A 440-nucleotide genomic window follows, 5' to 3' on the forward strand; every position below is an offset into this window, starting at 1 on the left:
TCGATACAATTAGCATTTACATTGCTTACTAAAGATAGAGCTAAAGCTTCTGGTGCATCTATAGTAACAGTATTAGAAGTATCGTCACAGAAAGGAGAATCTGTTGCGGTTATTTCTACATAGTAAATTCCTGCAGCAAGACCATTTAAAGTTCTTGGGTTAACAGAAGTATCAGTGTTAACAATTCCGCCAACGGCAGTTGCAGTATTATCAAATATTTGGTAAGAGTAATTACCAGTATAATTATTTATTTGAATACTCATCTCTCCATTAGAACTATCGCTACAAGTAGCATCACTTACAAGTGCCGCTGTAACCTCTATTAAATCATACTGTGCAATATCATAAGGCGCTGTATCAATGTAACATCCAGTGTTTGTGTCCGTAATTCTAAAAGTATAGCTACCCACTTGTGTTAAGTTAAATTCAGCTGTAACATT

The 440-nt window shown here is 35.0% G+C and carries 1 protein-coding gene; it reads right to left on the reverse strand.

Annotated features, from left to right (window positions below):
* A partial coding sequence (locus Q0856_RS18075; RefSeq protein ID WP_298507237.1) for a hypothetical protein occupies positions 1 to 440 on the reverse strand: 440 nt, incomplete at both ends.

Origin of the sequence: uncultured Maribacter sp., from assembly GCF_947496775.1 — a bacterium.
In the GTDB taxonomy this organism is placed as follows: domain Bacteria; phylum Bacteroidota; class Bacteroidia; order Flavobacteriales; family Flavobacteriaceae; genus Maribacter_B.